Origin of the sequence: Desulfotruncus alcoholivorax DSM 16058, from assembly GCF_000430885.1 — a bacterium.
In the GTDB taxonomy this organism is placed as follows: Bacteria; Bacillota; Desulfotomaculia; order Desulfotomaculales; family Desulfallaceae; genus Desulfotruncus; species Desulfotruncus alcoholivorax.
The window spans coordinates 79,360-93,553 of record NZ_KE387266.1 but is presented as its reverse complement, the minus strand read 5'-3'; the positions used below and the strand labels follow the sequence as shown (position 1 = coordinate 93,553).

General features: G+C 51.4%; 12 protein-coding genes. All 12 read right to left on the bottom strand.

The genetic code is table 11. From position 1 onward, the window contains the following. Positions 1-32: 32 nt before the first annotated feature. Complete coding sequence (gene ftsW / locus H569_RS0117580) at positions 33-1,142, bottom strand: putative lipid II flippase FtsW (protein WP_027366045.1); 1,110 nt, start codon at positions 1,140-1,142, stop codon at positions 33-35. Between the two features lie 35 nt (positions 1,143-1,177). Then, positions 1,178-2,533, bottom strand: a complete 1,356-nt coding sequence (gene murD / locus H569_RS0117575; RefSeq protein WP_027366044.1) for a UDP-N-acetylmuramoyl-L-alanine--D-glutamate ligase — start codon at positions 2,531-2,533, stop codon at positions 1,178-1,180. A gap of 43 nt (positions 2,534-2,576) precedes the next feature. Next, entirely contained in the window at positions 2,577-3,566 is a 990-nt protein-coding gene (gene mraY / locus H569_RS0117570; RefSeq protein WP_027366043.1) for a phospho-N-acetylmuramoyl-pentapeptide-transferase, read from the bottom strand. 123 nt (positions 3,567-3,689) lie between these two features. Then, positions 3,690-5,066 carry a UDP-N-acetylmuramoyl-tripeptide--D-alanyl-D-alanine ligase gene (locus H569_RS0117565; RefSeq protein WP_027366042.1) on the bottom strand — a complete coding sequence of 459 codons (1,377 nt, stop codon included), beginning with the start codon at positions 5,064-5,066 and terminating at the stop codon, positions 3,690-3,692. Continuing rightward, positions 5,063-6,577, bottom strand: coding sequence for a UDP-N-acetylmuramoyl-L-alanyl-D-glutamate--2,6-diaminopimelate ligase (locus H569_RS0117560; protein ID WP_034631321.1), 1,515 nt, complete (start codon positions 6,575-6,577; stop codon positions 5,063-5,065). Before H569_RS0117560 ends, H569_RS0117565 begins: the two co-directional genes overlap by 4 nt. A 77-nt stretch (positions 6,578-6,654) precedes the next feature. Beyond that, a complete protein-coding gene (locus tag H569_RS20955) occupies positions 6,655-8,859 on the bottom strand; it encodes a stage V sporulation protein D (protein WP_081411100.1) in 2,205 nt (734 codons plus the stop codon). A 27-nt stretch (positions 8,860-8,886) separates the two neighbouring features. Next, the gene (locus H569_RS0117550; RefSeq protein WP_027366040.1) at positions 8,887-9,408 is read right to left on the bottom strand and encodes a septum formation initiator family protein; all 522 of its coding nucleotides are present in this window, start codon (positions 9,406-9,408) and stop codon (positions 8,887-8,889) included. A gap of 3 nt (positions 9,409-9,411) precedes the next feature. Continuing rightward, positions 9,412-10,377 (bottom strand): 16S rRNA (cytosine(1402)-N(4))-methyltransferase RsmH, encoded by a 966-nt coding sequence (gene rsmH, locus H569_RS0117545; RefSeq protein ID WP_027366039.1) that lies wholly within the window; start codon positions 10,375-10,377, stop codon positions 9,412-9,414. Between the two features lie 127 nt (positions 10,378-10,504). Then, positions 10,505-10,942, bottom strand: coding sequence for a division/cell wall cluster transcriptional repressor MraZ (mraZ, locus tag H569_RS0117540; protein ID WP_027366038.1), 438 nt, complete (start codon positions 10,940-10,942; stop codon positions 10,505-10,507). Between the two features lie 189 nt (positions 10,943-11,131). Beyond that, on the bottom strand, positions 11,132-11,947 hold the full coding sequence (hisJ, locus tag H569_RS0117535) for a histidinol-phosphatase HisJ (protein WP_027366037.1): 816 nt from the start codon (positions 11,945-11,947) through the stop codon (positions 11,132-11,134). Further along, on the bottom strand, positions 11,944-13,017 hold the full coding sequence (locus H569_RS0117530) for a methionine synthase (RefSeq protein ID WP_027366036.1): 1,074 nt from the start codon (positions 13,015-13,017) through the stop codon (positions 11,944-11,946). Before H569_RS0117530 ends, hisJ begins: the two co-directional genes overlap by 4 nt. A gap of 230 nt (positions 13,018-13,247) precedes the next feature. Next, complete coding sequence (locus H569_RS0117525) at positions 13,248-14,159, bottom strand: patatin-like phospholipase family protein (protein ID WP_027366035.1); 912 nt, start codon at positions 14,157-14,159, stop codon at positions 13,248-13,250. Between the last annotated feature and the right edge of the window lie 35 nt (positions 14,160-14,194).

The window sequence follows — 14,194 nt, the reverse complement described above, 5'->3', positions numbered from 1 at the left end:
ACAGACTCCTTGATATAGTTTCATCCAGCGCATTATCTGGATGAGGTATAGCGTGATATATTTAAAATTATACCCACACCCGTCAGGGAAAATATTAAGGACGTTGATCCAAAACTGATAAAAGGCAGCGTAATCCCCGTTACCGGCAATGTACCGGTTACCACCCCAATGTTAACAAATGCCTGCAGGACAATTCCGGTGACCAGCCCGGCGGCCAGCAAGCTCCCAAAAGTATCGGGACAAGTTATGGCGATCCTGTAGCCCCGCCAGGCCAGCAGCACAAACAACAGGATGATCAGGCAACCGCCGATAAAACCAAGCTCTTCACCGATAGCGGCAAAGATAAAGTCGGTATGCCGCTCGGGCAAAAACAAAAACTTGGAATGGCGCCCCTGGCCCAAACCTTCCCCGAGCAACCCCCCCGAGGCCAGTGACATTAAGGCGTTGATAATATTCCAGCCTGATCCCTTGGGGTCGGCGTTGGGATCCATAAAAGCCATAAACCTACGCATACGATAGGGCTCCAAAAAAATGGCCGCAACCACCCCGGCGACACCCGCTGCGCCCAAAGCTGTTAAATGCCCGCCCCTGGCCCCCGCCGCAAACATTAGTACAAAAACAGTCCCCAGCAGTGTTGCCGCAGTGCCAAGGTCGGGCTGGGCCAAGATCAATAAAGCCGCCCCCCCGGCGGCTAATAAAAAGGGCATCAACCCGGGGATAAATCTTTGCACAAGTTCTTCCTTTTTGGATAAACCGTAAGCCACATAGGTTATAATACATAGTTTAACCAATTCGGACGGTTGGAAACTTGTAAAGCCGAGATCAAGCCAGCGCCTGGCGCCCAGGTATTCCTGGCCGAAGGCTAAAACCGCGAACAGCGTCAGGTAAGAGCAGATCAGCATCAATCCCACCCAGCGCTTCAACTTCCAGTAATCATAATTCATCATGAATCCCATGGCTGCGAGGCCCAGTACCGCCCCCAACAGCTGCCTTTTGAAAAAATGAAATGGATCTTTAAAAGGCCCCTGAGGGTCTCCGGCAAAATACGAGCTGGCGCTGAAGACCATAACCAGGCCGATGCTTAACAGCATCAACACAGTCAGGAATAAAACAAAATCCGTTGGCCCCCTGCGCATACGCATTGATTTACCCCCTTTGGCGCCAGTGCTTAATACCCTTATTTTAAGCCACTTACAATCTGGCGAAAAAGCTCGCCCCGCTCTTCATAATTTTTAAACATATCCCAGCTGGCGCAGGCGGGGGACAGTAACACCACATCACCTGGTTTAGCTGCCCCGTGCGCCATTAAAACTGCTTCGTTAAAACTGGCAGCCTTTAGAATACTGCTTATTCCTGCTTGCCGCGCCGCCTGCTCAATTTCAGCGGCACACTCACCCAAAATAACCATCACCCTGGCCTTTTTCCCGGCCAGGCGGGCAAATTCAGTAAAATCACTGCCCTTGTTCCGCCCCCCGGCCAGCAGGACGATGGGGCTGTCAAAAGCCTCCAGTGCTTTGATGCTGGCTTCAGGGTTGGTACCTTTGGAATCGTTTACGTATTTAACTCCGTTTATTTCCGCCACTGTTTCCAATCTGTGGGCCACCCCGGGAAAGGTTTTAAGTGTCAGTTCCAGCAGCTCCGGGGAGGCACCCAGCACTGCCGCAGCCGCCGCTGCGGCCAAAGCATTTTCCAGGTTATGCCCGCCGGGGATGGCAATATCTTTAACCGGCATGATTTCTTGATCAATTCCCCCCAGGCGCAGCAGCATGTTTCCTTCCCGGACAAATACCCCTTCTTCTAAAATATGCCTGCGGCTGAAGAATATGACTTTCCCTCCGGTAATGCCGGCTAAAGCCCGGGTTTTGGGATCGTCATAATTTAAAACTGTATAGTCACCGGCCTCCTGGCGGGCAAAAATTCTAGCTTTAGCCGCTGTGTATGCTTCCATGGTCCCGTGGCGATCCAGGTGATCGGGGGTTATGTTGGTAATAATCGCCACCCTGGGCCGAAAGAGCTCCACAGTTTCCAGCTGAAAACTTGAAACCTCAGCCACGATGATATCCTCGGGGCCGTAGTCCTCAACAACATCCACCAGGGGCACACCTATGTTTCCTCCCACCAGGGTTTTATACCCGGCCGCCTTGAAAATTTCTCCTACCAGCGCGGTTGTGGTGGTTTTTCCGTTGGTGCCCGTGATCGCGATAAAAGGGGTCCGGGCAAAGCGCCAGGCCAATTCGAGCTCTCCGGTAACCGGCACTCCCCGTTCCCTGGCCGAAACCACCGGCGCCACCGTAAGGGGTACGCCGGGGCTTACCACCACCAGATCAAATAAACCGGGTGCGACATCCGGATAATTTCCCAGCGCTGCTCTTACACCGGAAACCAGCAAATCATCCAGTTCACCATTAAATTGATCTCTGTCCCTGTTGTCGGTAAGCGTTACTATGGCCTCTTTTTGCATGAGAAACCGGGTAACTGAAATTCCGCTTTTGCCGGCGCCAACCACAAGTATTTTTTTACCCTTTAAGTTCAAAAAGGTTACCTTCTTCCTTAATAAGGTTGTAATTAATTAAGTTTTACCTGAATCCCGTCATGCCCACTATTGCGAACAGCACTGCCGCAAGCCAGAAGGTACGCACCACCCGCACTTCGCTCCAGCCGCCCAATTCAAAATGATGGTGCAGCGGGCTCATACGGAAGATGCGTCTGCCGAAAACCTGAAAAGAAAATACCTGCAGTATTACAGATGCAACTTCCAGCACAAATACGCCTCCGATAACCAACAGCAGCAGCTCGCTTCCTGTAATCAGAGACGCTGCACCCAGAGCACCCCCCAGTGCCAGCGATCCGGTATCACCCATAAACACCCTCGCCGGAAACCGGTTGTAAAACAAAAACCCGGTGCAGCCCCCGGCCAGCGCGGCCATGGCCAGCGCAACTCCCGTTTTGCCGGAAAGCAATCCCACAAGAACAAATGCGACTGCCGACACGGTAGTAACACCTGCTGCCAGCCCGTCAAGGCCGTCGGTTAAATTAACGGCGTTAGCCATGCCTACTATGAGAATAGTGCTAAACACCAGGTAAAACCAGGGACCCCAGTCCAATATAACATAATGTCCCGCAAAAACTTTACTGAAAGGAACTGCTATGGCTGTGCCCCGGTTGAGCACTGTTACAATCAATACCACCAGCAGTGCCGCCAATAGGAACTGCCCCAGAAGTTTTTCCCTGGCCCTCAGTCCCAGTGATCGCTTTAACGCCACTTTAATATAATCGTCAATAAAACCAATTAGACCAAAACCCAGCAGCGCCCCCAGCACCACCAGCGCATCCCTGTCACTCCATCCCAACACAAGCCCTGCCGCAAGTGAACCAGTAATAAAAATAACCCCGCCCATGGTGGGTGTCCCGGCCTTGCTCAGGTGACGTGAAGGACCGTCATTTCTTATGCTCTGTCCGAATTTAAGCCTGCGCAAAAGGGGGATCACCAGCGGTCCCAGGATTAAAGAAACCACCAAAGCTATAGTAAATGCCGGTAATATTTGGCTGTTAAATACGACATCCATCTGACTTCTCCTGTACCTTAGCCTGTCATTGCGAACAGTACAACGACGCGGCAATCCCGCTGCGTTCGCAATGACAGGCTTGTAAAATATGGTTTAGATGCTAATCTAATCAAGAAGTATTAATTAATCTTTCAACAAGTCCTTAACAATCTCCTCCATGCGCATGCCCCTGGATCCTTTTACCAGCACCATGTCTCCGGAGCGTAATTCCCGGCGCAGCACTTTTAAAGCTTCAGGCTTCTCAGCACATGAAAATATTTGCATAGCAGTATTTTTCCCCGCTTGCAGAGCGCCCTCCGCAATTTGTTCGGCGAGCTCGCCAACCGTAACAAGCAGTTTAACCCCGTGCCTCACCGCAGCGGCGCCAACTCGAAGATGCCCGGCCACCGCGCCGGTGCCTAATTCCAACATATCTCCCAGCACTGCCACTTTTCTCCGGTCCCCGGCCAGTTCCTCAAGCGCCTGCAAAGCGGCAACGGCAGAATCTGGGTTGGCATTATAAGCGTCATTAACAATTGTGTAGCCTGCTTGATTGATTATTTCGGTCCTCATACCCGATAGCGCCACCCCGGCCAATCCCTTTTCTATTTCCCCGGGGGTAAGACCCAGCAGCAATCCGGTTCCCACGGCGGCGAGGGCGTTCATAACATTATGAAGCCCGGGCAGTGGCAGAAAAATGTTGCACCGGTTATTTCCCATTACCGCGGTAAACCTGTTTCCACCAGCCTCGGGGTGTATATCTTCAGCATAAATATCAAAGTTTTGGTCAAACCCGAAATAAAGCACTTTGCCATAACAGCGGCTTGCCTGTTCCCTGGCCGGCTCACTGTCCCCCGGCAGCAAAGCAAAGCCTGTCGGGGAAATATGGTCTAAGATCTCACCCTTGGCCCGGGCGATGTTGGCTTCAGAGCCCAACCTTTCCAGGTGGGCAACACCGATATTGTTGATAATAGCGCAGGTTGGTCTGGCGAGCCTGCACAACGAATCAATTTCACCAGGACCACGCATGGCCATCTCTACGACCGCAACGTCATGCTGATCCGAAAAGTCAAGTAATGTCAACGGCAAACCAATTTCGTTATTAAAATTGCCTTTTGTTTTTAATACTTTATAACGAGTTCCCAGTATGGCCGCAACCATGTCCTTGGTGGTTGTTTTCCCGCTGCTGCCGGTAATCCCCACCACCGGTACGTTAAATTGGCGCCGGTTATATGCCGCCAATTCCTGCAAACCCACCAGCGTGTCCCGAACCTGTATCACCGGCACTCCTTCAGGAACTGTTACTTTCCGGCTGATCACCAGGGCACCGGCGCCACCATTTATGGCCTGATCAATAAAATCGTGAGCGTCAAATTTTTCCCCCAGCAGGGCAAAAAACAAGTCCCCTTTTTGGATTTGCCTGGTGTCTGTGCACACCCGGGACAAGGTTATGCTTTCATCCCCCTGCAGAAGCCGGCCGCCTATGGCCCTGTATATTTGCCCCACCGTCATAGTTTTCATGGGTTTACCCCCCTCAATTCCAGTGCTTCTGCCGCTTCTTCCCGGTCATCAAAGTGCATGCGCCTGGCGCCGATAATTTGGTAATCTTCATGACCCTTACCGGCAATAACCACAACGTCGCCGCTTTTCGCTTCCCTGACGGCCTGCCTGATGGCCTCCCGCCGGTCTGGTATCACAACGTAGTTGGCTCCGGTTATGCCACGGATACCCGGTAAAATATCTTCAATAATGCTCATGGGGTCTTCAGTACGGGGGTTATCCGAAGTGACCACCGCCAGATCGCTCATCCTGGCTGTTATTGCCCCCATTTGGGGCCGTTTCGTCCTGTCACGGTCCCCGCCGCAGCCAAAAACAGTGATCAGCCTGCCGGAGGTAATCTCTCTGGCAGTCGATAAAACATTTTGCAAACCGTCGGGAGTGTGGGCATAATCCACAATAACCGCAAAATCCTGTCCCCGGTCTACCAGTTCAAACCGCCCGGGCACGCCCGTCACACCTTCGAGCGCCCTTTTAATAACAGGTACCGGTATACCGCCGGCAATACAAGCGGCCACTGCCGCCAGAGCATTATATACATTGAACTTGCCGGTTAACTTCAAGTGCAGGTTTATAGTTTCTCCAGGCACCTCAGCTGTAAAGCAAACCCCGCGGGCCGTCACTAAAACGTCCCGGGCCACAACATCCGCGGGCTGTTCTATGCCATAGGTCAACACATCAACACTGCAGGCATTAATCAGTTTTTCCGCCGCAGGATCATCGGCATTAATAACGGCGTGCTTCTTGCCGGTTTTTTGGGCGTTTACACCCAGCCCCCTAAACAGCAGCGTTTTAGCTTCGAGGTATTCTTCCATGGTACCGTGAAAATCAAGGTGATCCTGAGTTATATTGGTAAAAACTGCAGTATCATATTCGCACTGGTCAACCCGGCCCAGGGCCAGCGCGTGTGAACTGACTTCCATTACCAGCGCCTGCACACCTTCTTGAGACATTTGATCTAAAAGACGCTGTAAATCAGTAGACTCCGGTGTCGTGTGCTCCACCGCCAGTAACCTGTTTCCAATGCGGTTATGAATGGTGCCGATGAGACCTGTTTTCAGGCCCTGCTCTTGATATACTGCGTTAATTAAATTGGTGGTGGTTGTTTTTCCGTTTGTCCCCGTCACCCCGATCAGTTTCATTTTTCGGGCCGGGTAACCGTAATAACGGGCAGATATCACCGGCAGAATTTGCCGGGTGTTGCTGACCATAACCCGTGCTATGCCCGGGGGTACATCAACTACCTCCTGTACCGCCACTGCTGTTGCACCTCGCGCCACAGCATCCCTTACATAAAAATGGCCGTCGGTTTTATATCCTTTAATAGCTACGAATAGAAAACCAGGCCCGGCCTGTCGCGAGTCGTAGGCAATTCCCCGCACCTCCGGGTTAGCATCCGCAGGAACATTAGCCGGCAGCCCGGAAAACAAGTCGGATAACAGCAACCCGCAGTCCTCCTTTTCATTATTAAACATTATTGCCACAATTAGCATATTTAACCTTTTTAGCGCCAAAAAGACGGCCGCCGGGACGGTGTGTCCGCCCGGCGGTTTTAATCTACATATAAATTTTCCAGTTTTTTTGAATCAGTTACTTGATTGGTCTGTGGCTGGGGCTTTGAATTATCATAATTAGGCGGCTTAAAAATTACTTTAACAGTTGAACCGGCCTTTAATTTGGTTCCCGGTTTAACATCTTGCGCATATGCCACCCCGCTCCCCTCCGGCAGCAGCAGCAAGCCTATGCTTTCAAGAATATTGCCGGCTTCTTTTATGGTCATTCCCTTTAAATTTGGTACAGTTACCGGCTCACCGCTGTCCTTGTTGCCGGCTGGCTGCAGTTCCAGAAGCACCTTGGTTCCGTTATTCACCCTGGCACCTGGTTTAGGGACCTGGTCACAAACAATGAGCCCTTCCCCGTTGGTCTGGGGATCAAGCCCGGCTGCCTGCAATGCTCTGATTGCTTCCTCCACCGGGTAATTAACCACGTTGGGCACTGTCACAGTCACTTTGGGTATATCAATTTCATATGGCTTTTTGGGTTTTTCCAAGCCTGGCGTTTCCGGCAGCTGCATATATCTAAGAACATCTTTGGCGATGCCCTGGAACAGAGGCGCTGCTATTACGCCACCGTAATATTGCCCGCCCTGCGGTTCCGCGATAACCACCAGCGCCACCATCTTGGGATCATCTACCGGAGCTATTCCGGCAAAGGAGGCTACGTATTTGCCGCTGACGTATCCACCTTTTTCACCTACCACCTGGGCTGTTCCGGTTTTGCCTCCAACACGATAACCTTCGACAAATGCGCCTTGCCCGGTGCCGTTTACAACTACATTCTCCAACAACAAGCGCAGTTGGGCGGCGGTATCCTTGGAAATCACCTGACGGATTTTTTCCGGCTTGATTACTTTGGCAGGCTTTCCGTCCTCCCTGATTTCCTTTACCAGGTGCGGCTTCATCATCACCCCGTCATTGGCAACAGCGCTGATCGCAGTGAGAAGTTGGATGGGGGTAACCGCAATGGACTGGCCGATGGACATGGTGGCCAGGTTAAGATTGGTTACTTTCTTTTCCGGTATGACAATACCGCTGGCCTCGCCCGGCAGGCTGATACCTGTGCGCTGGCCGAAACCAAAAGCATTTATGTATTTATAAAACTTAGTTATACCTGTATTCAACCCGACAGTGATAAAACCCGGGTTGCAGGAATTTTGGACCACCTCGACAAAACTCTCGCTACCGTGGCCGCCGGCTTTCCAGCAGCGGATCCGGCGATCGGCCACAATAGCATAACCGGGGTCATAAAACCTGTCTTGGAGATGAACCGTACCTTCCTCCAGAGCCGCGGAGGCTGTGATAATTTTAAAAGTTGATCCCGGCTCGTAATTATACCAGATAGCAGGGTTCTTATCCCAAACTTCCCTGGGCTCACCGGCCCAATTATTCGGATCAAAGGTGGGGCGGTTGCCCATAGCCAAAATTTCGCCCGTTTCAGGGTCCATAATGATAGCCAGGGCAAATTTAGGTTTATATTGGGCGACAACTTTGTCTAACTCTCTCTCCACAAAATACTGGATTGTTTCATCTATGGTCAGCACCAGGTCGGAGCCCTTTTGGGCCGGAATATACTGGTGGATGGCTTCGGGAACTTCCCGGCCTGCAGCATCGTGCTCCACCACTATCCTGCCCGGTTCCCCCCGCAGTTCCTCGTCGTAGCTTTTTTCAATACCGATCAGGCCCTGGTTGTCGATCCCTGTAAATCCCAGCACATGCGCCGCCAGTGTCGAATTAAGATAATAGCGTTTGCTTTCCTCAACAAAGCCAATGCCGCTTATTTTGCCATCATTCAGCAGTTTTCTGATTTCGCCGGCAACTTTATTATCAACTTTGCGTTTAATCCATTCAAATGAAGACTTCTTAGATAATTTATCGGCCAGTTTATCAACATCCATGTCCAAAATAGGCGCCAGCCTCTCGGCCGTGTCCCGGGGGTCTTTCACATGACCGGGATTGCAATATATTGAATCTACGCTGATACTGGTTACCAGCTCATTGCCGTTGCGGTCAAATATGCTGCCACGCTTGGCCTCAACAGGCACATCGCGCATCCGGACTTCCAGCGCTTTTTTTTGCAGTTCATCGCCCCGCACGAACTGCACCCACGCCAGCCTGCCCACCAAAATCATAAACGCCGCGCTGGCCAGCAGGAATGTCCAGGTTAATCTTTTGCGGACGGTTATGTTGGTTCCGTGCATCCCTGACCCTCCAGTTTCGCCTACGCCTTAACCGGTCTGTATGCTTTGCTCCATCCTGCCGAGCATTTTGGAAAAAGCCTTGATCATCCAGTTCCCGTCCCGTCCCGCTTGCTTAGTCTCAGGCTTATTCCCGGCCACGCTCCGTCCCGCTGCCGGCGCCGAACTTTTTGGCCCCGCCTGGCTAACGGCCTGCACCACAACAACCTCATCATTGGCCGGCCTGACCATGCCAAGCTTATTAACGGCTACCGTTTCAACATAGTCCAGGCTGGAAATCTCGTTGACTTCGGCAAACAGGCCGTTGCTTTCTGTGCGCAGCAGCGATAATTCTTTCTCCACAGCGTTAATTTTGTATCCTGTGGCCAGCACCTGGGCATAATAACCGGCGATAACCGCACAGGAGCAAAAAATGATTACCACCAGTCCAGTATACATAATCCGGTCCTTCATGGCCAGTTGTTCTGAAAGCGGCCGCACCCGGGCGCGCCTTTTCTTTTCAGGCTGTTCAGGCAACCCGTAGTATTCCGCCTTTTCTCTGGCTACTATCAAAACTTATTCACCCTCCCGGTTTTTTAGAACAGAGCATATTTTTTCCGCCACCCGGAGCTTTGCACTCCTGGATCGCGGGTTCTCAGCCAATTCTTGTTCCGTAGGAGTCACGGGCCGGCTGTTGACCAACTTTATTACAGGCTTCTGCCCGCAGGTGCAAACAGGAAAGCTGGGCGGGCACTTACACGGATGGGCAAGTTTTTTCAATGTGTCCTTGGTTATCCGGTCCTCCAGCGAGTGAAAGGTGATCACACACAGTCTGCCACCCGGTGCCAACACACCTGCGGCATCTTTTATAACTTGCGGCAATATCTCAAGTTCGTTATTTACAGCTATGCGCAGAGCCTGAAACGTTCTTTTCGCCGGGTGCGGCCCTTCGCGCCTGGCGGCGGCGGGGACGGCTTTTTTGATAATTTCCACCAGCTCAGCAGTGGTTTCAATTTCCCTGCTTTTTCTGGCCTTGACGATAAACGCTGCAATTCTTGACGCCCAGCGTTCTTCTCCAAAGCGCTTGATTATACCGGCCAATTCCCGCTCCGGTAGGGTATTAACCAGATCCCTCGCTGTAACGTTGCCCTCTGCATCCATGCGCATATCAAGCGGCGCCTCACGCATATAGCTAAACCCCCGTGCCGGGTTGTCCAGCTGGTAGGAGCTAACTCCCAGATCAAATAAAATGCCATTGACTGCTTCTAAACCCAAATCCGCCAGCACCCGTACCAGGTCTTTAAAGTTTGATCGCACCAAAGTGTACCGCCCCTGGAATGGGGTCAGCTTTTCGGAAGCAGCAGCCAGAGCCTCCGGGTCCTGGTCCAGCCCCACCAATTTTACCCCGGGTCCGGTTCTTTCCAGCAAGGCACGGGAGTGCCCGCCACCTCCAACCGTACAGTCAACATATACCCCTTCGTTTCCGGGATTCAGACCCGCCAGTACTTCCTCCAGCATAACCGGCAAGTGGTTAAAGGAAATCGACGCCACAATATCCACCCTCAGTATCGCTTATTCAGGTATTCAGAATTCAGAATACCATGAGACGATAAACTATTCCCTCATTCTGACTCCTGACTTCTGACCCCTGAATAGTTACCACTCACTATTATATGCCGATATCGAAATCCACAATCTTTTCTGCGATTTCCTCAACAGATGAGGCGGATTCGGAGCAGTACTGCTTCCACCGCTCAACAGACCAGATTTCTACCCTGCTGGAAACACCGAGCACCATGACATCCTTTTCCAAGCCGGCATAATCTCTGAGATTGGATGGTATTAAAATTCGACCTTGCTTATCAAATTCGCACTCTGACGCGCCGGCAAAGAAAAATCGCACGAAGGCCCTGGTATCAGCTCTGGTGGAGGGCAGGGACCGCATCTTCCGCTCAATATTGGACCACTCATCGGGAGGGTAAGCAAAAAGACAGCTATCCAAGCCTTTGGTCATAATGAACCGATCCCCAAGACCTTCGCGGAGACGGGCTGGAATTATTAATCTTCCCTTTGTATCTATCGTATGTTGGTATTCACCCAAAAACATGCCGGGCACCCCACAGGGCATAAAGTATTTACCACTTTACCCCACTTCACACCACTTATTTTATCTTTTTTTTATTTTTCCTGCAATAGTCAAGAAGTCCTATACAAAAAAAATAAACCAGAGCTGTAAACATCTGGTATATTTTTGCCTTGCTTTTGTCATTGCGAAGAGCGAAGCGACGTGGCAATCTCAAACCGGCCAGCCGGGACCCCTTTTTCTTTGCTCGAATGTTGCAAGTCCGGTATACCCGGATTGGACCAGTATGTCCCTGACCCAATCAAACCGGTAGCCAACCTGGTCAGGGGCGTGGGCATCGGACCCCAAGGTGACGGGTACGCCATATTGACAGCAAACAGCAAGGAACTCCGGAGCAGGATATATTTCGCAAACAGGGGCCCTCAAACCTGCGGCGTTGACCTCCAGACAGACCCCCGACTCCTTTAAAACCCGGGCGGTATCAATATAAAGCTGCCGGATGTTCTTGGATGGCCGGTAATTGAACTTTTTAACCAGGTCGGGATGTGCCATGATATCGAACAATCCACTGCGGGCAGCCGCTTGAAACCGGGTAAAATATTTGTGATAAAGGTCATTGATATTGATGTGCCGGTACTGCTCCAAATAAGCCGGGTTATCAAAGCCCCAGCCATCTATATGGTGTACCGATCCCAGCACATAATCAAACGGGTAGGCGTCTATTATTCGCCTGGCCTTATCTTCACAGCCGGGAATATAATCCACCTCAAGGCCCAGCTTAATGGTTATCGTTTCCTTGTAAGTTTCCTGCAGGCGCAAAACCTGTGCAACGTATTCGGGCAGCTGTTCCTCCGGCATAGCCAAACCTGGATCCCGCTGTCCTTCATCAAGCCAGTACATTGGAATGTGATCGGCAAAGCCCATTTCTTTAATACCCAGCTTTATCGCATATTCCACATATTCTTTCATTTCACCCGCGGCGTGACCGCAGCGGGAGGTATGGACGTGGTAATCGGGCCAATAATTCATTGCGCTAAATCCTTCACCTTTTCTGAAACCTCCGCTGTCAGCCGGTAGATCTTTTCCGCCAGTCCCGGCTCCAGTAATCCGGTGCCGCAGGCTGGTGTAATCATGCTTTGCCGCAAGATCACCTGCCGGTCCATGCCACGGGACGCCAGTTCAGTCCACAGTTTTTCCAGGCGCGCCAGCAATGATTCGGCACTTTCCTTAAAAGCCAGTTCAAGTGTGGGCACTATGCCCCAGGCCATGATCCCGCCCCGCTCCAGGTATGTTTTCATTTCCCTGGCATAAGGGATCAGAGAATCACCGAACTGGTACGTGTCCAGGTTGACGATATCAAGGTTGGATTCAAATAAAACCGACCAGTCTATGGCATCGCAGGAATGCACCCCGGCAAGGCCGCCGGCGGCATGTATGGCTGAAAAAATAGCATTGAGGTCTCCCGTCACCATTTCCCTGGTTACCGTGATATAACTGCTGCTTCCATATACCCTGATGCCGGGCTCGTCCACAAAAATAATGACCGGTAGACCGGCTCCGGCCAACTCCACTGCCTGCCAGCGGGCGTGCATCGCCAGCGTTTTAACCACCAGGTCACGTAATTGTTCTTCATAATAGGCTAAACGTCCCCTCTCGTCTTTCAACTGAAAACCTATGGTTAGGGGACCGGCCAGGTGCCCTTTTAGGTATATCGCACTACCTGACCCATTCCTATGTATATTTTCCATAAATGCATAAAAGCCCGCAGCTGATTCAGGGGGGAAAGCAAATTGCCGGAGAGCCTTCGCATCTCCTGCTTCAGCGGAAAGGTAAGTAGAGTAAAACTCTGTTAATCTCTGCGGCCATTCCGGGTTGTCCACCGGGAAAACAACTTTATCCTCTCGTTTTTCCAACAAGCCCAAACGCACCAGCGGGTCAAGAAACTGCCGCACAAAGCCCTCGTCCGCACCGCGCCGCGGCAATTGAGGCCAGTGAGGTATCTCCGGCAGGTTTTGGCTAATTAAAACAAGCGCGGGATCCGGCTGTGTAAACGGCATACTGCCTATACCTGTGGCCAGCCCCCGGGGCAAAAATTTCATAACAACCCCTCCCAACAAGCTAATTATACCTTTGCGGGTAATGAGTGTAAAGCGGAAAGGGGACACACCTCCTCTTCGGGGTCAAACCTTTAAGGTCGGAGGAATGTCCCCAATAACGTTTGAGTCCGGAGGAATATTCACAAAGATAAGTATTCTTATATTTTGTGCTCTGTAGGGGCGGACGACCCTGTCCGCCCGCCGGCCCTTAACCACAAGTTTTAAAGGCGGAGTTATTTGTAGCTCTCAATTTTACGCTTAATTTCATCCACCTTCTTCCTGGTTTCCAATTCCCCCTGTTTGATGCAGTAACCTATTCTCTCAAATTCCCAGGGTCCCATTTTAATTACCGGGCGGATAATTACGTCGGCGTAACGTTCAATTTTTAAATTCATACTCTCAGACATCATAATCTCATAACTCTGGACTACAATGTCAAAGATATTATCCACCCGGTGCGTGCTGCTGCCGTCGTAACCCACATCAACGGCAATAACAATATCCGCCCCCATACGGCGCAGCACGGAGGCCGGCACATTGTCTCGCAAGCCTCCGTCCACCAGCAAGCGCTCGCCCAGACGGACCGGCTCAAACATACCGGGCACCGATGAACTGGCCCTCACCGCCAGCGAAATTTTTTGATTGCTGATATATTTATCTTCCGGCGGCAAAACAGTACGCGTTGCTATATCACCGTCTAAAAAAATTACCAGGCCGGCGTCCCTTACATCAACGGCAACAATGGCCAGAGGGATTTTAGTTTGGGCGAATAAACGGGTTTGGCCAAGCCACTTATTTAATAAAACGTCCAATTTTATGCCCTTCATCAGCCCCAGTGGCTTTCTGAAGGGGTAAGGTATCCGCAGCAGGCCGGCTGTAGTGTCACCTGCAATTAAAAAAAGATTGCCCATCAGCGAGGCATAATCAAATATATCCCGCGACTTCAATTTTTCCACTATTTCCTGCATCTGGCGCGGGCTGTAACCTGAAGCGTATAATGCCGCCACAATACTGCCCGCGCTGGTTCCGGCCACCATGTCAACGGGAATTCCCGCCTCGCGCAGCGCTCGAAGCACCCCTATATGCGCCATCCCCCGCAAAACCCCACCGCCCAGCGCCAGTCCAACCAATGGTTTAGGGGGCATAAAAAATCACCGCCCTGTTTAGGTTTAATACATCA